The organism is Pantoea sp. ICBG 1758, from assembly GCF_002928325.1.
Taxonomy (GTDB): domain Bacteria; phylum Pseudomonadota; class Gammaproteobacteria; order Enterobacterales; family Enterobacteriaceae; genus Pantoea; species Pantoea eucrina.
This window is the reverse complement of sequence record NZ_POWL01000003.1, coordinates 103,598-121,024: the sequence shown is the minus strand read 5'-3', so window position 1 is coordinate 121,024 and position 17,427 is coordinate 103,598. Positions and strand designations below refer to the sequence as shown.

The 17,427-nt window shown below is 57.1% G+C and carries 15 protein-coding genes; 13 read left to right on the top strand and 2 right to left on the bottom strand.

Annotation, left to right across the window (positions count from 1 at the left end; all coding sequences use genetic code 11):
* Nucleotide 1: 1 nt before the first annotated feature.
* Together leuA and leuL are read right to left on the bottom strand one after the other, a co-directional pair.
* Nucleotides 2-1,564, bottom strand: coding sequence for a 2-isopropylmalate synthase (gene leuA, locus C1Y41_RS12305; RefSeq protein ID WP_039382552.1), 1,563 nt, complete (start codon nt 1,562-1,564; stop codon nt 2-4).
* A gap of 92 nt (nt 1,565-1,656) precedes the next feature.
* Complete coding sequence (gene leuL / locus C1Y41_RS20455; protein WP_108569992.1) at nt 1,657-1,740, bottom strand: leu operon leader peptide; 84 nt, start codon at nt 1,738-1,740, stop codon at nt 1,657-1,659.
* 733 nt (nt 1,741-2,473) lie between these two features.
* On the opposite strand from leuL, the gene ilvI reads away from it, so the two are divergent.
* The 13 genes from ilvI (at nt 2,474) to murG (ending at nt 17,385) form a co-directional block, all read left to right on the top strand.
* On the top strand, nt 2,474-4,198 hold the full coding sequence (gene ilvI, locus C1Y41_RS12300) for an acetolactate synthase 3 large subunit (protein WP_039382556.1): 1,725 nt from the start codon (nt 2,474-2,476) through the stop codon (nt 4,196-4,198).
* Nucleotides 4,199-4,200: 2 nt separating this feature from the next.
* A complete protein-coding gene (ilvN, locus tag C1Y41_RS12295; protein ID WP_039382558.1) occupies nt 4,201-4,692 on the top strand; it encodes an acetolactate synthase small subunit in 492 nt (163 codons plus the stop codon).
* A 197-nt stretch (nt 4,693-4,889) separates the two neighbouring features.
* Nucleotides 4,890-5,900, top strand: a complete 1,011-nt coding sequence (cra, locus tag C1Y41_RS12290) for a catabolite repressor/activator (RefSeq protein WP_039382560.1) — start codon at nt 4,890-4,892, stop codon at nt 5,898-5,900.
* A gap of 486 nt (nt 5,901-6,386) precedes the next feature.
* Nucleotides 6,387-6,845, top strand: a complete 459-nt coding sequence (mraZ, locus tag C1Y41_RS12285; protein ID WP_039382563.1) for a division/cell wall cluster transcriptional repressor MraZ — start codon at nt 6,387-6,389, stop codon at nt 6,843-6,845.
* 2 nt (nt 6,846-6,847) lie between these two features.
* Nucleotides 6,848-7,789, top strand: a complete 942-nt coding sequence (gene rsmH, locus C1Y41_RS12280) for a 16S rRNA (cytosine(1402)-N(4))-methyltransferase RsmH (protein ID WP_039382565.1) — start codon at nt 6,848-6,850, stop codon at nt 7,787-7,789.
* Nucleotides 7,786-8,106: a cell division protein FtsL gene (ftsL, locus tag C1Y41_RS12275; RefSeq protein ID WP_039382567.1), complete on the top strand. Its 321-nt coding sequence runs from the start codon at nt 7,786-7,788 to the stop codon at nt 8,104-8,106. The genes rsmH and ftsL overlap by 4 nt, the downstream gene beginning before the upstream one ends.
* Before the next feature lie 16 nt (nt 8,107-8,122).
* Nucleotides 8,123-9,889 carry a peptidoglycan glycosyltransferase FtsI gene (locus tag C1Y41_RS12270; RefSeq protein WP_039382568.1) on the top strand — a complete coding sequence of 589 codons (1,767 nt, stop codon included), beginning with the start codon at nt 8,123-8,125 and terminating at the stop codon, nt 9,887-9,889.
* The gene (gene murE, locus C1Y41_RS12265; RefSeq protein ID WP_039382570.1) at nt 9,876-11,363 is read left to right on the top strand and encodes a UDP-N-acetylmuramoyl-L-alanyl-D-glutamate--2,6-diaminopimelate ligase; all 1,488 of its coding nucleotides are present in this window, start codon (nt 9,876-9,878) and stop codon (nt 11,361-11,363) included. Before C1Y41_RS12270 ends, murE begins: the two co-directional genes overlap by 14 nt.
* On the top strand, nt 11,360-12,721 hold the full coding sequence (gene murF / locus C1Y41_RS12260; RefSeq protein WP_104085542.1) for a UDP-N-acetylmuramoyl-tripeptide--D-alanyl-D-alanine ligase: 1,362 nt from the start codon (nt 11,360-11,362) through the stop codon (nt 12,719-12,721). The genes murE and murF overlap by 4 nt, the downstream gene beginning before the upstream one ends.
* The gene (gene mraY, locus C1Y41_RS12255; protein WP_039382574.1) at nt 12,715-13,797 is read left to right on the top strand and encodes a phospho-N-acetylmuramoyl-pentapeptide-transferase; all 1,083 of its coding nucleotides are present in this window, start codon (nt 12,715-12,717) and stop codon (nt 13,795-13,797) included. Before murF ends, mraY begins: the two co-directional genes overlap by 7 nt.
* A 2-nt stretch (nt 13,798-13,799) precedes the next feature.
* Nucleotides 13,800-15,116, top strand: a complete 1,317-nt coding sequence (gene murD / locus C1Y41_RS12250) for a UDP-N-acetylmuramoyl-L-alanine--D-glutamate ligase (RefSeq protein WP_071669075.1) — start codon at nt 13,800-13,802, stop codon at nt 15,114-15,116.
* Nucleotides 15,116-16,330, top strand: a complete 1,215-nt coding sequence (gene ftsW, locus C1Y41_RS12245) for a cell division protein FtsW (RefSeq protein WP_039382578.1) — start codon at nt 15,116-15,118, stop codon at nt 16,328-16,330. Before murD ends, ftsW begins: the two co-directional genes overlap by 1 nt.
* A complete protein-coding gene (gene murG, locus C1Y41_RS12240; RefSeq protein WP_039382580.1) occupies nt 16,327-17,385 on the top strand; it encodes an undecaprenyldiphospho-muramoylpentapeptide beta-N-acetylglucosaminyltransferase in 1,059 nt (352 codons plus the stop codon). Before ftsW ends, murG begins: the two co-directional genes overlap by 4 nt.
* The last annotated feature ends 42 nt before the right edge of the window (nt 17,386-17,427 follow it).

The following is a 17,427-nucleotide window of genomic DNA, read 5'->3' as shown; positions in this document are numbered from 1 at the left end:
GTTACACCGTTTCCTTCTGTTCTTTAAATTTACGCTGCAGTTCTTTTTCGACCTGTCGGGCTCGCCAGATGTTGTTCAGTGCGTTGATCATCGCTTTGGCAGAGGATTCAACGATATCGGTAGCGAGACCTACGCCGTGGAACTTGCGTCCGTTGTAGTTCACTACGATATCCACCTGGCCCAGGGCATTTTCGCCGTGACCTTTCGCCGTCAGCTTGTAGTTCACCAGCTCGGCGTCAAAGCCGGTAATGCGGTTGATCGCCTGATAGACCGCGTCAACCGGACCGTTGCCGGTGGCCGCATCCGCTTTGGTCTCTTCACCATAGCCGAGCTGGACTGAAGCGGTTGCCGTGACGCTGGAGCCGGTCTGCACGTTGAATTCGTTGAGCTGGAAAAATTCCGGCTCTTCATGTTGTTTGTTGATAAAGGCGAGCGCTTCCAGATCGTAGTCAAACACCTGACCTTTCTTATCGGCCAGCTTCAGGAAGGCGTCATACAGCGCGTCGAGGTTGTAGTCAGCCTCTTTATAGCCCATCTCTTCCATACGATGTTTTACCGCCGCGCGTCCGGAGCGGGAGGTGAGGTTCAGCTGAATTTTGTGCAGGCCGATCGATTCAGGCGTCAGAATTTCGTAGTTTTCACGGTTTTTCAGCACGCCATCCTGATGAATGCCGGAGGAGTGCGCAAACGCATTTGAGCCGACCACCGCTTTGTTCGCCGGAATTGGCATGTTGCAGATCTGGCTGACAATCTGGCTGGTGCGGTAGATCTCCTGGTGGTTGATAGCGGTGTGAACGTTCATGATCTGCTGGCGGGTTTTGATCGCCATGATCACCTCTTCCAGCGCGCAGTTACCGGCGCGCTCGCCCAGACCATTCAGCGTGCCTTCAACCTGACGCGCGCCCGCCAGTACCGCAGCAATAGCGTTGCCGGTTGCCATCCCTAAATCATCATGGGTGTGCACTGACAGAATCGCTTTGTCGATGTTAGGCACGCGGTTAACCAGCTGCCCGATAATATTGGCGTATTCGCCAGGCAGGGTATAGCCAACGGTATCGGGAATATTAATGGTGGTAGCACCGGCGCTGATGGCGGCTTCAACCATGCGGCAGAGATCGTCAATCGGCGTGCGCCCGCCATCTTCACAGGAGAACTCCACATCATCGGTGTAGTTACGTGCGCGTTTTACCATGTGCACCGCGCGCTCAATCACTTCCGGCAGCGTGCTGCGCAGCTTGGTTGCAATATGCATCGGTGAGGTAGCGATAAAGGTGTGAATACGGAACGCATCGGCGACGCGCAGTGATTCGTAAGCGGCATCAATATCTTTCTCGACACAGCGCGCCAGCCCGCAGACGCGGCTGTTTTTAATCGTACGGGCAATGGTCTGTACCGATTCAAAGTCACCGGGTGAAGAGACCGGGAAACCCACTTCCATTACGTCCACGCCCATTCTTTCCAGCGCCAGGGCGATCTGCAATTTTTCTTTAACACTCAGGCTGGCCTGTAACGCCTGTTCGCCGTCGCGCAGAGTGGTATCGAAAATAATAACTTGCTGGCTCATGGTTATCTTCCTTTTGCATTAACTTCGCCGGTGCAACGAGCATAAAAAAACCCGCGCATTGGCGCGGGTTTTTAACTTTCAGCGGGTTGGAATCAGTTGTTGATTTCGCCCACGAGTCTACCGCGCAAACTGGATGCGTTTAGTAGTAGACCGAGTAGGCGGAAAGAACGAAACATGAATCAGACCCCATAAAATGTGTGCTGTACATATTGGTACTGGATTGGCGATGTGATGTCAACCCTGAACCAGCGGCTATTTTTCTTACGCCAAAAGCGCGATCTGCTGGAAATATTGACGCCTGTGGAGGATCGCGAAAAAAATAGCGTGCTGCATCGCAGGGGCAGATGTAATGTACGCTATCATAAAGCGATTATTTTGATTAACTTGTTGATTTTATTGTTGTATTTTAATGTATGCGGCAGATGAAAATACAAATCTCAGGCTGCAAGGCAGAATAATATAATGCCTCTGGCAATTTTTGACGTTAATCACACGGCAAAGAAAGAAGTTAAAAACATTGTGGGCTGATGCAACAGGCGATAACAAAAATATATTTCTTACAACTCGCTGAAAATAATCTTCAGACCAGCATATTCCTCTGAATTTATGCCTGCCGATTAGTTTATTCATCGCACCCTGACCCGACACGTCAGAGGCTTGCGTGTCAGAGAACGCATGTCGCAGGCCCTGGCAGTTTGCAGCCCGCAGGCTCTGCGGTTATGGTAATCGTCCTACTCTCAAAAGAATTCATTCAGGTAGATTCCCGATATCTGGAAGGCGGAAATGAATTCCTTCTTCTGAGCATAAACATAAGATTTTGATCTTAATTGGCGATAAGGGAACAGATGCGACACCGTGCGCTGGACAGCGCTGCCCGTCGCGGCTGTTTCTGACGCCTGGAGGCAGAAAATGGAGATGTTGTCAGGAGCCGAAATGGTCGTCCGTTCGTTGATCGATCAGGGCGTAAAACAGGTATTCGGTTATCCGGGCGGAGCAGTGCTCGATATCTATGATGCGCTGCAGACGGTCGGTGGAATTGACCATGTACTGGTGCGTCACGAACAGGGCGCAGTGCATATGGCAGATGGTCTGGCACGGGCAACCGGCGAAGTTGGCGTGGTGCTGGTGACGTCTGGACCGGGGGCGACGAATGCCATCACCGGTATCGCAACCGCCTATATGGATTCGATTCCGCTGGTCATCCTGTCAGGCCAGGTGCCCTCATCGCTGATTGGCTATGATGCGTTTCAGGAGTGTGACATGGTCGGTATCTCCCGGCCGGTGGTCAAACACAGCTTTCTGGTAAAAAGCACGGAAGAGATCCCCACTGTACTGAAAAAAGCGTTCTGGCTGGCGGCCAGCGGACGCCCTGGCCCGGTCGTGATCGATCTGCCTAAAGATATCCTTAATCCGGCGAACAAGCTGCCGTATGCCTGGCCGGAAAGCGTCAGCATGCGCTCTTATAATCCGACCCTGCAGGGCCATAAAGGTCAGATCAAGCGTGCACTGCAGACGCTGCTGGCTGCGCATAAACCGGTAATCTATGCCGGTGGCGGGGCGATCACGTCAGGATGCGAAGCGGAACTGCGCCAGCTGGCTGAGCAGCTTAACATCCCGGTAACCACCTCGCTGATGGGGCTGGGTGCGTTTCCTGGCACGCACCGTCAGTGCGTCGGCATGCTGGGCATGCACGGCACGTATGAAGCCAACATGACGATGCACAACGCCGATTTGATCTTCGGCATCGGCGTCCGCTTTGACGATCGCACCACCAACAATCTGGCAAAATATTGCCCGAATGCCACCATCATGCACATTGATGTTGATCCGACGTCTATTTCAAAAACGGTCAGCGCAGATATTCCGATCGTTGGCGATGCAAAACAGACGCTGGTGCAGATGCTGGAGCTGCTGGCGCAGAGCGACACGCAGCAGCAGCACGACAGCCTGCGCGACTGGTGGCAGAACATTGAAACCTGGCGCAGCCGTAAGTGTCTGGAGTTCGATCGCAGCAGCGATAAGATCAAACCGCAGGCGGTGATAGAGACAATCGCGCGTCTGACGGGCGGCGAGGCTTACGTGACCTCTGATGTCGGACAGCACCAGATGTTTGCTGCACTCTATTACCCGTTTGACAAGCCGCGTCGCTGGATCAACTCCGGTGGCCTTGGCACCATGGGCTTTGGCCTGCCGGCTGCGCTGGGCGTGAAGATGGCGCTGCCGGAAGAGACGGTAATCTGTGTCACCGGCGATGGCAGCATCCAGATGAACATTCAGGAGCTATCGACAGCGCTGCAGTACGATCTGCCTGTGCTGGTGCTCAATCTGAACAACCGTTTCCTCGGCATGGTGAAACAGTGGCAGGATATGATCTATTCCGGACGCCATTCACAATCCTATATGGAGTCGCTGCCCGATTTTGTCCGCCTGGCTGAGGCGTATGGCCATGTCGGCATCGCTATCCAGCATCCGGCCGAGCTGGAAGAGAAGCTGCAGCTGGCGCTGGATACGCTGGCAAAAGGGCGACTGGTGTTTGTGGATGTCACCGTTGATGGCAGCGAGCACGTCTATCCGATGCAGATTCGGGGCGGCTCAATGGATGAAATGTGGTTGAGCAAGACGGAGAGGACTTAATTATGCGTCGTATTCTATCGGTGCTGCTGGAGAATGAGTCGGGCGCGTTATCCCGCGTGGTCGGACTTTTCTCCCAGCGCGGTTATAACATTGAGAGCCTGACCGTTGCGCCCACCGACGATCCTACTCTGTCGCGCATGACCATTCAGACCGTGGGCGATGAAAAAGTGATTGAGCAGATTGAGAAGCAGCTGCATAAGCTGGTGGATGTACTGCGCGTCACTGAACTGGGGCAGGGCGCTTACGTTGAGCGTGAGATCATGCTGGTCAAAATTCAGGCCAGCGGCTATGGCCGTGAAGAAGTGAAACGCAGCGCGGAGATTTTTCGCGGACAGATTGTTGATGTCACACCGACGCTTTACACGGTTCAGCTGGCAGGCACCAGCGACAAGCTGGATGCGTTTCTCAACAGCGTACGCGAAGTAGCAGAGATTGTTGAGGTGGCACGTTCAGGTATCGTTGGCGTATCACGCGGCGAGCGCATCATGCGTTAATCCCGCTCTGTTATCACTGCACTTTACTCTAACCCGGCGTAATGCCGGGTTTTTTTATTTTATGCGCCAGCTTTGTTTGCTGATGAAAAGCGGTTGCTCAGGCCGGTTTTCTGCGGTTAGATGTAACAAAGATTTTATCCACAGCTACGTTGCGGATATCTCCGCCAGCTCTGGCTTATCGACATGAAGGTGTTATCGTGAAACTGGATGAAATTGCGCGTCTGGCCGGCGTCTCGCGTACCACCGCCAGCTATGTGATCAATGGTAAAGCGCGGCAGTATCGTGTCAGCGACAAAACGGTTGAGAAAGTGATGGCGGTGGTACGCGAGTATAACTACCACCCCAATGCGGTCGCTGCCGGCCTGCGTGCAGGGCGCACGCGCTCTATCGGACTGGTGATCCCCGATCTCGAAAACACCAGCTATACGCGTATTGCTAATTATCTGGAGCGTCAGGCGCGCCAGCGCGGCTATCAGCTGCTTATCGCCTGTTCAGAAGATCAGCCTGATAACGAGATGCGCTGTATCGAGCATCTGCTGCAGCGTCAGGTCGATGCAATCATCGTCTCCACTTCGCTGCCGCCGGAGCACCCGTTCTACCAGCGCTGGATAAACGATCCGCTGCCGATTGTCGCGCTGGATCGCGCGCTGGATCGTGAGCACTTTACCAGCGTTGTCGGTGCCGATCAGGATGATGCGCGCGCGCTGGCGGCTGAATTGCGTCAGCTCCCGGTGAAAAACGTACTGTTTATGGGCGCGCTACCGGAGCTTTCCGTGAGTTTTCTGCGTGAAATGGGCTTCCGCGAAGCCTGGCAGGATGATGAGCGTTCAGTCAGTTACCTCTACTGCAACAGTTTTGATCGCGCGGCCGCCGCTGCCCTGTTTGAGCGTTATCTGGACGAAAATCCCATGCCTGATGCGCTTTTTACCACATCATTTGGTCTGCTGCAGGGCGTAATGGATGTCACGCTGAAACGAGAAGGGCGGCTGCCAAAAGATCTGGCGATCGCCACGTTTGGCGATCACGAATTACTCGATTTCCTTGATTGTCCGGTACTGGCGGTGGGACAGCGTCATCGCGACGTTGCAGAGCGGGTTCTGGAACTGGTGCTGGCGTCTCTTGATGAGCCGCGCAAACCCAAACCCGGATTAACGCGCATTCGCCGTAACTTATTTCATCGTGGCCAGTTAAGCCGCCTGACAAAATGAGTTAGCGGACGCGATGATGCCCGCCATTTATTCACTATCTGGCGGGCAATTAATTATCTGACGTAAAAAAGCGTAAATAACAGCCATTAATTTTCACAAAACAGCGAGCAATTTAATCCTGCTGGATAAAAGTTAGTCATTTTTAATCCCTGCCACCAAGCGCTTGCGCTGGGCTTCCGTTCAGAAATCCCCTAAAATGCCGCCGCTGTCGCATAACCCTGCGCTGCTGTACTTAAGCCAAATCTGAATCAAATTTAATCATGTCTGAAGTAAGCAGATATTTTTATACTGTTATTCATCGGTTTAATTTTGCTTTGCCATTCCGCACGCTTTTTTATTTCGCTTTCCGCTTATTTTTCCGGGATGTAAAGAGTGATATTCACCTGCCGTTGCGGCTTGACAATGTTTTCATCGGCTCCGTAAACTCGTTTCGTGGTAAAAAGTGGGATAAAGTGGTGAAAACGGTAGCTGAGGAGTCAGGCTGGCATGTTCCGCGGGGCAACGTTAGTCAATCTCGACAGTAAAGGGCGGTTAGCGGTTCCGGTGCGCTATCGCGAATTACTGCTCGCAGAGTCTCAGGGTCAGATGGTCTCTACTATCGACCTGCATCAGCCCTGCCTGCTGCTTTATACCCTGCCCGAATGGGAAATTATTGAGAAAAAACTGGCTCGCTTATCCAGTATGAATCCGGCAGAGCGACGCGTACAGCGTCTGCTGCTCGGACATGCCAGCGAATGCCAGATGGATAGTGCAGGCCGGCTGCTGCTGGCAAATACCTTAAGGCAGCATGCGGGACTGAAAAAAGAAGTGATGCTGGTTGGGCAGTTCAACAAGTTTGAATTGTGGGATGAACAGACCTGGTATCAACAAGTCAGGGATGATATTGACGCAGAACATTCAGCTCAGGAACCTCTATCTGAGCGGTTGCAGGACTTATCGCTATAGCTATGCAGGAAAATTTTAAACATACCACGGTGCTGCTGGATGAGGCGGTAAACGGCCTTAATATCAGGGAAGACGGCATTTACATTGACGGCACCTTTGGTCGCGGTGGCCACTCACGCCTGATCCTTTCGCAGCTTGGCGAAAATGGACAGCTGCTGGCCATCGATCGCGATCCGCAGGCAATTGCGGCCGCCGCTGAGATTAACGATCCGCGCTTTTCTATTGTGCACGGTCCTTTCTCAGCGCTGGCAGACTATGTCGACGCGCGCGGGCTGACCGGGAAAATCAGTGGCGTCCTGCTGGATCTGGGCGTCTCCTCACCGCAGCTGGACGACGCCGAGCGCGGCTTTTCGTTTATGCGCGACGGGCCGCTGGACATGCGCATGGATCCCACGCGGGGTCACTCTGCCGCTGAATGGCTGCTGCAGGCAGAAGAAGCTGATATCGCCTTTGTGCTGAAAACATACGGCGAAGAGCGTTTCGCGAAGCGCATTGCACGCGCCATTACAGAGCGCAATCGGGAGCAGCCGATGACGCGCACAAAAGAGCTGGCTGAAGTCATTGCCGCCGCGACGCCGGTAAAAGATAAATTTAAGCACCCGGCAACGCGCAGCTTTCAGGCTATTCGTATCTGGATCAACAGTGAGCTGGAAGAGATTGATACCGCACTCAAAGGCGCGCTTTCTGTTCTGGCTCCGGGTGGCCGTTTATCCATCATCAGCTTCCACTCTCTTGAAGATCGCCTGGTGAAGCGTTTTATGCGCGATCAAAGCCGTGGTCCGCAGGTTCCGGCGGGAATTCCGATGACGGAAAGCCAGCTGAAAGCGCTGGGCGGACGCGAGCTGAAAACGCTGGGCAAGCTCATTCCGGGCGAAGCAGAGGTGCGGGAAAACCCGCGCGCGCGCAGCTCGGTGCTGCGTATTGCTGAAAGGACCGCGCCATGATTGGCAATGAGCGGCACAGTCTCCCCGGCGTCATCGGCGGAGACCTGCTGCGCTTTGGCAAGATCCCGGTGTTGTTGCTGATTGCCGTACTGGTCTCTTCGGTACTGGTCGTGACCACAACGCACAAAACGCGCCTGCTAACGGCGCAGCGTGAACAGCTGGTGCTGGAGCGCGATGCGCTGGATATCGAATGGCGCAACCTGATTCTGGAAGAGAACGCGCTTGGCGATCACAGCCGGGTAGAGCGGATCGCAACCGATAAGCTGCAGCTGCGGCACGTTGATCCTTCTCAGGAAAATATTGTGGTGCAGAAATAAGGAATCGCAGACCTCAATGAGCGGCGCAGGCAAAACGCTGAAGTTAAAAAAACAGGAAGATAAGGCCAGCTTTGTAAGCTGGCGTTTTGCTTTGCTGTGCGGCTGTATTTTACTCGCGCTGGGCGGGCTGCTGTCGCGCGTCGCCTGGCTGCAGGTGATCAAGCCCGATCGGCTGGTTAAAGAGGGCGATCTGCGCTCGCTGCGCGTGCAGGAGGTGCCGACGGCACGCGGCATGATCAGCGACCGCGCCGGGCGTCCGCTGGCGGTCAGCGTACCGGTTAATGCTATCTGGGCCGATCCCAAAGAGCTGATTGGTCACGGCGGCGTCACCCTTGATAGCCGCTGGAAAGCGCTCTCAGATGCGCTGTCGATCCCGCTGGATCAGCTGGCCGCGCGCATCAACGCCAACCCCAAAGGACGCTTTATCTATCTGGCGCGTCAGGTTAATCCGGCCATTGGCGACTATGTGAAAAAACTGAAGCTGCCGGGTATTTATCTGCGCCAGGAGTCGCGCCGCTACTATCCGGCCGGTCAGGTCACCGCGCATCTGATTGGTTTCACCAACATTGACGGACAGGGCATCGAAGGGATTGAGAAAAGCTTCGACAAATGGCTGACGGGCGCGCCAGGCGAGCGTACGGTGCGTAAAGATCGCTTCGGGCGCGTCATTGAAGATATCTCGTCGGTCGACAGCCGTGCCGCACACAATCTGACGCTGAGTATTGATGAGCGGCTGCAGGCGCTGGTCTATCGCGAGCTCAATAATGCGGTCGCCTTTAACAAAGCAGAGTCGGGCACGGCGGTGCTGGTTGATGTCAGCACGGGCGAAGTCTTGGCAATGGCAAACAGCCCTGCCTACAACCCGAATAACCTCAGCAATACGCCAAAAGATGTCATGCGTAACCGCGCCATCACCGACATTTTTGAGCCGGGCTCAACGGTGAAGCCCATGGTGGTGATGACTGCGCTGCAGCGTGGGGTGGTGAAAGAGAACAGTGTACTGAACACCGTGCCATACCGCGTAAACGGTCATGAGATCAAAGATGTGGCGCGCTATAACGAACTGACCCTGACCGGGGTCTTACAGAAGTCGAGTAACGTCGGGGTTTCACGTCTGGCGTTAGCGATGCCCTCCTCAGCGCTAGTAGATACTTACGCGCGCTTTGGACTGGGTAAACCGACCAATTTGGGGCTGGTCGGGGAAAGCAGTGGCTTATACCCTCAAAAACAACGGTGGTCTGACATAGAGAGGGCCACCTTCTCTTTCGGCTACGGGCTAATGGTAACGCCGTTACAGTTAGCGCGAGTCTACGCAACGATTGGCAGCTACGGTATCAATCGTCCTCTCTCCATTACCAAAGTGGATCCGCCGGTTGCAGGTGAGCGCGTCTTTCCGGAGAACCTGGTCAGAACGGTAATGCATATGATGGAGAGCGTGGCACTGCCTGGCGGCGGTGGGGTAAAAGCCGCTATCAAAGGATATCGCATTGCGATTAAAACCGGCACCGCGAAAAAGGTCGGTCCCGATGGCCGCTACGTCAATAAGTATATCGCCTACACCGCCGGTGTGGCACCAGCCAGCCAGCCGCGTTTTGCGCTGGTCGTGGTGATTAACGATCCGCAGGCCGGTAAATATTATGGCGGTGCAGTCTCTGCGCCGGTGTTTGGCGCCATCATGGGCGGCGTATTGCGCACCATGAATATTGAGCCGGACGCACTGCCTGTCGTGGATAAAAACGAATTAGTGAAGAACAGAAGTGAGGCATCAAGTGACAGATCGTAACCTGCGCGATTTACTGGCCCCTTGGGTGGCCGGCGCGCCGGCGCGTCCCCTTCGTGACATGACGCTGGACAGCCGCGCGGCGGCGGCCGGCGATCTGTTTATCGCCGTAGCGGGCCATCATGCTGATGGCCGGCGCTTTATCCCGCAGGCCATTGCGCAGGGCGTTGCCGCCGTGATTGCCGAAGCGGAAGGCGAGGCCAGTGACGGCGATATCCGTGAACTGCACGGCGTGCCGGTGATCTATCTGGCGCAGCTGCCGCAGCGCCTCTCCGCGCTGGCGGGACGCTTTTATCAGCAGCCGGGCAGCAAGCTGAAGCTGGCAGGCGTTACCGGGACGAATGGCAAGACCACCACCACCCAGCTGATTGCACAGTGGGCTAACCTGCTGGGCGAAACGGGCGCGGTGATGGGTACCGTGGGTAACGGCCTGTATGGCCAGCTGCTGCCAGCAGAGAACACCACCGGCTCGGCCGTTGAGGTTCAGCATATCCTGCACGACTTAGTGGGGCAGGGCGCGACCCTGGCAGCGATGGAGGTCTCGTCGCATGGCCTGGTACAGCACCGCGTGGCGGCATTGCCGTTTGCTGCGGCGGTATTTACCAATCTGAGCCGCGACCATCTCGACTACCACGGTGACATGCAAAGCTATGAGTCAGCCAAGTGGCTGCTCTTTTCTGAACATCAGATCGGTGACGCAATCATCAACGCTGATGATGAGACCGGCTATCGCTGGCTGCAGCAGCTGCCCGATGCGGTCGCGGTAACCATGGCAAACAACCTGCCATCCGGCTGGCACGGGCGCTGGCTCCATGCCACTGAAGTCGCGTATCACGACGGTGGCGCACGCGTGCGCTTCAGCTCCAGCTGGGGAGATGGCTCTTTTGACAGCCGCCTGATGGGCGCCTTTAACGTCAGCAATCTGCTGCTGGCGCTGGCTACGCTGCTGACGATGGACTATCCGCTGGAGAGTTTAGTGGCAACCGCTGCAGACCTGCAGCCGGTATGCGGACGCATGGAAGTCTTCAGTGCAGCGGGCAAAGCCACCGTTGTGGTGGATTACGCGCACACCCCGGATGCGCTGGAGAAAGCGCTGGAAGCGGCGCGCCTTCACTGTAAGGGCCAGCTCTGGTGCGTATTCGGCTGCGGCGGCGACCGCGACAAAGGCAAACGTCCGCTGATGGGGGCGATTGCTGAACAGTTTGCTGACGTGGTGGTGATCACCGATGACAATCCGCGCAGCGAAGATCCCGCCGCGATTGTGGACGATATTCTGACCGGACTGCTCGATCCGGGTCGCGCACGCGTCGTGCCTGGCCGGGCGCAGGCGGTGACCAGCGCCGTGATGCAGGCAAAAGCTGAAGATATCGTGCTGGTCGCCGGCAAGGGCCATGAAGATTATCAGATTATCGGCAATCGTCGTCTCGATTACTCGGACCGCGACACCGTCGCCCGACTGCTGGGAGTAATGGCATGATCCCGATTACGCTGCAAACGCTGGCTGACATCAGCGGCGGTACGCTGCACGGCAGCGATGCGACCCTGCATGAAGTCACGACCGATACCCGTAAAGTCACCGCAGGCTGCCTGTTTGTGGCGCTGGTGGGTGAGCGTTTTGACGCGCACGACTTTGCTGAGCAGGCGATGAACAGCGGGGCACAGGCGCTGCTGGTGAGCCGGCAGTTACCGGTTGCGCTGCCGCAGGTGGTGGTGGCGGATACGCGCATTGCGTTCGGCCAGCTTGGTGCCTGGGTACGTCAGCAGTCGACCGCGCGCGTCGTGGCGCTGACCGGCTCATCGGGTAAAACCTCAGTAAAAGAGATGACGGCGGCGATTTTACGCCAGTGTGGCGAAACGCTCTACACCGCCGGTAACCTGAATAACGACTACGGCGTGCCGATGACGCTGCTGCGTCTGACCGCGGCACATCAGTACGCGGTGATTGAGCTTGGTGCTAATCACCAGGGCGAAATCGCCTACACCACGGCGCTGGTACAGCCGGAGACCGCGCTGGTCAACAATCTTGCAGCGGCGCATCTCGAAGGTTTTGGTTCACTGGCAGGCGTAGCGAAAGCCAAAGGCGAAATCTTTGCCGGTTTACCGCTGCACGGCACGGCGATTGTAAACGCCGACAGTCACGATCTCGCTAACTGGCAGCCCTATTTTGCCGGCAGAACGCTGTGGCACTTTTCGCCGCAGCCGCTGACTGATGCGGAGTTTCGCGCCAGCGATATCGTACTGCGGCCTGACGTGACCTGCTTTACGCTGCACACGCCGCGCGGAGATATCGCTATCGAGCTGCCGCTGCCGGGCCGCCATAATATTGCCAACGCGCTGGCCGCCGCGGCGCTGGCCCTGTCGGTCGACGCGCCGCTGACCGCCATCCAGTCCGGCCTGAAAATGCTGCAGCCGGTGCCGGGACGCCTCTTCCCGGTGCGTCTCTCGGCGACACAGCTGCTGCTGGATGACAGTTATAACGCAAACGTGGGGTCGATGACGGCCGCCGCGCAGGTGCTGGGTGAGATGCCCGGCTTCCGCGTTATGGTGGTGGGCGACATGGGCGAGCTGGGTGAGGAAGCGGAAGCGTGCCACCGTCAGGTGGGCGCCGCAGCACAGGCTGCCGGCGTGGATGCCGTACTCAGCACCGGCCATCTCAGCCACTTTATCAGCGACAGCAGCGGCAGAGGCCAGCATTTTGCCAGCAAAGCCGCGCTGATCGCCCATCTGCAGGCGCTGCTCGCGCAGCATCCTGAGATCACTATTTTAGTTAAAGGTTCACGTAGTGCCGCCATGGAGCAGGTAGTACAGGGACTGAAGGAGAAAGGAACATGCTAGTCTGGCTGGCCGAACATCTGGTCGCATTTTATTCCGGTTTTAACGTCTTTTCCTATCTGACGTTTCGCGCCATTGTCAGCCTGCTGACCGCTCTGTTTATCTCATTATGGATGGGACCGCGCCTGATCGCCTGGCTGCAGAAGCTGCAGATTGGCCAGGTGGTACGTAATGATGGCCCGGAGTCGCACTTTAGCAAACGCGGCACGCCGACCATGGGCGGCATCATGATCCTGACATCAATCACCATCTCCGTACTGATGTGGGCTTACCCTTCCAATCCCTATGTATGGTGTGTACTGGTGGTACTGCTCGGCTTTGGCGCCATTGGCTTTGTTGACGACTACCGTAAAGTGGTGCGCAAAGATACCAAAGGGCTTATCGCGCGCTGGAAATATTTCTGGATGTCGGTGATCTCACTCGGCGTGGCATTTGCGCTGTTTGTGGCTGGCAAAGATACGCCTGCCACGCAGCTGGTGGTGCCCTTCTTTAAAGATGTGATGCCGCAGCTGGGTCTGTTTTATGTGGTGCTGGCCTACTTTGTCATTGTGGGCACCGGCAACGCCGTGAACCTTACCGATGGTCTTGATGGCCTGGCAATTATGCCAACGGTGTTTGTCGCTGCCGGTTTTGCGCTGGTCGCCTGGGCAACCGGCAACGTGAAGTTTGCTGAATATCTGCATATCCCCTATCTGCGTCACGCGGGTGAGCTGGTTATTGTCTGCACCGCGATTGTCGGGGCCGGGCTCGGGTTCCTGTGGTTTAACACCTATCCGGCACAGGTTTTCATGGGTGACGTCGGGTCACTGGCGCTGGGCGGCGCGCTGGGCACGCTGGCGGTGCTGCTGCGTCAGGAGTTTCTGCTGGTGATTATGGGTGGCGTATTTGTGGTTGAAACGCTGTCGGTGATCCTGCAGGTCGGCTCCTTTAAACTGCGCGGCCAGCGTATTTTCCGCATGGCGCCTATTCATCACCACTATGAACTCAAGGGCTGGCCGGAACCGCGCGTTATCGTGCGCTTCTGGATTATTTCGCTGATGCTGGTGCTGATTGGCCTGGCTACGCTGAAGGTGCGTTAATCATGGCTGACTATCGGGGCAGAAACGTTGTCATTATCGGGCTGGGTATTACCGGCCTCTCCTGTGTCGATTTCTTCCTGGGACAGGGCGTTACGCCACGCGTCATGGATACCCGTCTCTCACCGCCAGGCCTGGATAAGCTGCCGGAGCAGGTAGCGTGTCATACCGGCAGTATCAACAGCGACTGGCTACTGGCCGCCGATCTGATTGTCGCCAGCCCCGGCATTGCGCTGGCGCACCCGGCGCTGAGCGAAGCAGCGGACGCTGGTATTGAGATCGTGGGGGATATTGAGCTTTTCTGCCGCGAAGCGCAGGCGCCGGTTGTGGCCATCACCGGCTCCAACGGTAAAAGCACGGTCACTACGCTGGTGGGCGAAATGGCCCGCGCAGCAGGCTGGGCGGTGGGCGTGGGTGGCAACATCGGCTTGCCGGCGCTGACGCTGCTGAAATCGCCTGCGCAGCTCTATGTACTGGAGCTTTCCAGCTTTCAGCTGGAAACCACACACAGTCTGAAAGCAGCAGCTGCCACGATCCTCAACGTGACGGAAGATCATATGGATCGCTATCCGCTGGGCATGCAGCAGTATCGCGCCGCCAAGTTACGTATTTATGAAAACGCGGCGATTTGTGTCGTTAATGCCGATGATGGCATGACTATGCCAGTGCGCGGCGCCGATCGGCGCTGTATCAGCTTTGGTGTCGACCTGGGCGATTATCATCTGACCCGGCAGCAGGGCAGTACCTGGCTGCGCGCCCAGGGTGAAAAGATCCTGAACACCGCTGAGATGAAGCTGGTGGGGCAGCACAACTACACTAACGCGCTGGCTGCGCTGGCGCTGGCAGATGCAGTGGCTATCCCGCGCGCGTCGAGCCTGAAAGCGCTGACGACCTATAGCGGTCTGCCGCACCGCTTCCAGCTAGTACATGAAGCGCGCGGAGTGCGCTGGGTCAACGATTCCAAAGCCACCAACGTTGGCAGTACCGAAGCGGCGCTGCAGGGATTACAGGTAGCGGGCACGCTCTGGCTGCTGCTCGGCGGCGACGGCAAAGGCGCGGATTTCTCACCGCTGGCGCGTTATCTGCAGGGCGATAATATCCGCCTGTTCTGTTATGGCCGCGATGGCGATGCGCTGGCCGCGCTGCGGCCAGAGGTCGCGACACGTACCGAAACGCTGCAGCAGGCGGTCGCACAGATTGCAACGGCGGCTCAGTCTGGTGACATGGTGCTGCTTTCTCCCGCCTGTGCCAGTCTCGATCAGTTTCGTAATTTTGAGCAGCGCGGCGATCTCTTCGCGCAACTGGCGAAGGAGTCTGGCTGATGCGTATACCCGGAACCGCTATTGCCAGTTTCCTGTCCGTGCGTCTGCGCGACTGGGTTATGGGCGCACGCGATGGCGACGACGCACCGGTGGTGCTTTACGATCGCACGCTCTTATGGCTGACGTTTGGTCTGGCTATTATCGGGTTTGTGATGGTGACGTCCGCCTCCATGCCGGTAGGACAGCGTCTGAACGACGATCCCTTCTATTTTGCCAAGCGCGACGCGTTTTACATCCTGCTGGCTCTCGGTATGGCGCTGGTCACCCTGCGTATTCCGATGGATTTCTGGCAGCGCTACAGCAACGCCATGCTGGTGGCGTCCGTGCTGATGCTGCTGATTGTGCTGGTCGTGGGCAGCTCGGTGAACGGGGCATCGCGCTGGATTGCGCTGGGGCCGCTGCGTATCCAGCCGGCGGAACTCTCAAAGCTCTCGCTGTTCTGCTATCTCGCCAGCTATCTGGTGCGCAAAGTGGAAGAGGTGCGTAACAACTTCTGGGGATTCTGTAAGCCGATGGGCGTTATGGTGATCCTCGCCGTACTGCTGCTGGCGCAGCCGGACCTCGGGACGGTGGTTGTGCTGTTTGTGACCACGCTGGCGATGCTGTTTCTCGCGGGGGCCAAACTGTGGCAATTCCTTGCGATCATCGGCTCCGGTATCTTTGCCGTGGTGCTGCTGATTATCGCCGAACCCTATCGTATGCGCCGCGTCACCTCGTTCTGGAATCCGTGGGAAGATCCGTTTGGCAGCGGCTATCAGCTGACGCAGTCGCTGATGGCGTTTGGCCGCGGTGAATTCTGGGGGCAGGGGCTGGGTAACTCAGTGCAAAAGCTGGAGTATCTGCCGGAGGCGCACACCGATTTTATCTTCTCGATAATCGGTGAGGAGCTCGGTTATGTCGGTGTGGTTTTAGCCCTGTTAATGGTATTCTTCGTCGCTTTTCGCGCGATGTCGATTGGCCGTCGCGCCCTTGAGCTGGACCAGCGTTTTTCCGGCTTTCTCGCCTGCTCAATTGGCGTCTGGTTTAGCTTCCAGGCACTGGTTAACGTCGGCGCGGCAGCCGGTATGCTGCCGACAAAAGGCCTGACGCTGCCGCTGATCAGCTACGGGGGATCGAGTCTGATTATTATGTCGACCGCCATCGTATTTTTACTGCGTATCGATTATGAAACGCGCCTGGCGAAAGCGCAGGCGTTTACCCGAGGTGCCCGATGAGTAGCAAACGGCTGATGGTCATGGCTGGCGGAACCGGCGGACATGTGTTTCCCGGTCTGGCAGTGGCACATCATCTGATGGAGCAGGGCTGGCAGGTACGCTGGCTGGGAACGGCTGACCGGATGGAAGCGGATCTGGTGCCGAAACACGGTATTGAGATCGACTTCATCCGCATCAGCGGACTGCGCGGCAAAGGGATCAAAGCGCTGCTGCTGGCCCCGGTACGTATTTTCAACGCCTGGCGTCAGGCGCGCCGCATCATGAAACAGTGGCAGCCCGACGTGGTACTGGGCATGGGCGGCTATGTCTCCGGGCCGGGTGGTCTGGCGGCATGGAGCTGCGGTATCCCGGTCGTGCTCCACGAACAGAACGGTATCGCCGGACTCACCAATAAGTGGCTGGCAAAAATTGCCACCAAAGTGATGCAGGCGTTTCCCGGGGCGTTCCCTGCAGCCGATATTGTCGGCAACCCGGTGCGCACCGATGTGCTGGCGCTGCCGTCGCCGGCTGAACGCCTGCGCGATCGCAGCGGTCCGCTGCGGGTGCTGGTCGTTGGCGGCAGTCAGGGCGCCCGGATCCTGAACCAGACGCTGCCTCAGGTCGCCGCCGAACTGGGCGACGCCATTACCCTCTGGCATCAGACCGGCAGAGGCGGCCAGGCGATAGTGCAGCAGGCGTACCAGGCTGCAGGTCAGCCGCAGCATAAGGTCACAGAATTTATTGACGATATGGCCGCTGCCTACGCCTGGGCGGACGTAGTGGTATGTCGCTCAGGTGCGCTGACGGTGAGCGAAATTGCTGCGGCAGGTCTGCCGGCTATTTTCGTGCCGTTTCAGCATAAAGATCGCCAGCAATACTGGAATGCGCTGCCGCTGGAAAACGCGGGCGCGGCCAGAATTTTTGAGCAGCCGCAGTTTACTGCGGAAGGGGTGGCGGAGACGCTGCGCCAGTGGGACCGCGCGACGCTGCTGACCATGGCTGAACAGGCCCGTCAGGTTGCGATCCCGGATGCCACCGAACGCGTTGCCCGTGAAGTGGCGCGCGCTGCAAAGTAAATTTTCGGGCCTGATGAATAGGCCTGCATCCGTATGCGGGTG

Excerpts from the sequence above, each read along its gene's own strand:
- leuA (WP_039382552.1), bottom strand. The coding sequence starts at position 1,564 with ATGAGCCAGCAAGTTATTATTTTCGATACCACTCTGCGCGACGGCGAA.
- leuL (WP_108569992.1), bottom strand. The coding sequence starts at position 1,740 with ATGTTTCGTTCTTTCCGCCTACTCGGTCTACTACTAAACGCATCCAGT.
- ilvI (WP_039382556.1), top strand. The coding sequence starts at position 2,474 with ATGGAGATGTTGTCAGGAGCCGAAATGGTCGTCCGTTCGTTGATCGAT.
- ilvN (WP_039382558.1), top strand. The coding sequence starts at position 4,201 with ATGCGTCGTATTCTATCGGTGCTGCTGGAGAATGAGTCGGGCGCGTTA.
- mraZ (WP_039382563.1), top strand. The coding sequence starts at position 6,387 with ATGTTCCGCGGGGCAACGTTAGTCAATCTCGACAGTAAAGGGCGGTTA.
- rsmH (WP_039382565.1), top strand. The coding sequence starts at position 6,848 with ATGCAGGAAAATTTTAAACATACCACGGTGCTGCTGGATGAGGCGGTA.
- ftsL (WP_039382567.1), top strand. The coding sequence starts at position 7,786 with ATGATTGGCAATGAGCGGCACAGTCTCCCCGGCGTCATCGGCGGAGAC.
- C1Y41_RS12270 (WP_039382568.1), top strand. The coding sequence starts at position 8,123 with ATGAGCGGCGCAGGCAAAACGCTGAAGTTAAAAAAACAGGAAGATAAG.
- murF (WP_104085542.1), top strand. The coding sequence starts at position 11,360 with ATGATCCCGATTACGCTGCAAACGCTGGCTGACATCAGCGGCGGTACG.
- mraY (WP_039382574.1), top strand. The coding sequence starts at position 12,715 with ATGCTAGTCTGGCTGGCCGAACATCTGGTCGCATTTTATTCCGGTTTT.
- murD (WP_071669075.1), top strand. The coding sequence starts at position 13,800 with ATGGCTGACTATCGGGGCAGAAACGTTGTCATTATCGGGCTGGGTATT.
- ftsW (WP_039382578.1), top strand. The coding sequence starts at position 15,116 with ATGCGTATACCCGGAACCGCTATTGCCAGTTTCCTGTCCGTGCGTCTG.
- murG (WP_039382580.1), top strand. The coding sequence starts at position 16,327 with ATGAGTAGCAAACGGCTGATGGTCATGGCTGGCGGAACCGGCGGACAT.